Origin of the sequence: Pseudoxanthomonas sp. 22568 (genome assembly GCF_052044485.1) — a bacterium.
In the GTDB taxonomy this organism is placed as follows: Bacteria; Pseudomonadota; Gammaproteobacteria; order Xanthomonadales; family Xanthomonadaceae; genus Pseudoxanthomonas_A; species Pseudoxanthomonas_A beigongshangi.
On record NZ_JBQENC010000033.1, the window covers coordinates 1 to 668 of the forward strand.

A 668-nucleotide genomic window follows, 5' to 3' on the forward strand; every position below is an offset into this window, starting at 1 on the left:
AATCGACCGCGTCGCCAAGCAGGCCGATTTCAACGGCACCAAGCTGCTGGACGGCTCGTTCACCAGCCAGTTGTTCCAGGTCGGCGCCAATGCCTCGCAGGCCATCGCCATCGACAAGGTGGTGGACGCCAAGGCCAACGCGCTGGGCGGCGCCAAGTTCGACAAGAACGCGCTGGCCGCCGCGGATCCGGGCACCAACGGCGACGTCAAGGTCACCGGCCTGGTCATCAACGGCGTCGCCATCGATACCGTCGACGTCAAGCAGGGCGCCGACGCGGCCACCACCGGCAAGGCCGCGCGCGCGGCGCTGGTGACCGCCATCAACGCCAAGATGGGCGAAAGCGGCGTGTACGCCGAAGTCAACGCCGCCGGCACCGGCATCGATCTGACCTCGGTCAAGGACAGCGTCAACGCCGACGGCAGCTTCAAGGCCATCACCGCCACGGTCGGCACCTGGACCGGCATCGCCGCGCCGACCTTCACCGCCACGGCGGCGGCGGCGGCCCCGGCCAACCAGTACGCCAGCAACCTGGACATCTCCACCTTCAAGGGTGCCCAGCAGGCGCTGGAAATCGTCGACAAGGCGCTGACCGCGGTGAACAGCGCGCGCGCCGACCTGGGTGCGGTGCAGAACCGCTTCACCTCGGTGGTCGCCAACCTGCAGACCA

At 68.6% G+C, this 668-nt stretch carries 1 protein-coding gene; it reads left to right on the forward strand.

Annotated features, from left to right (window positions below):
- On the forward strand, positions 1-668 hold a 668-nt coding region (locus tag ACTJI2_RS20025; protein WP_440843137.1), incomplete at both ends, for a flagellin.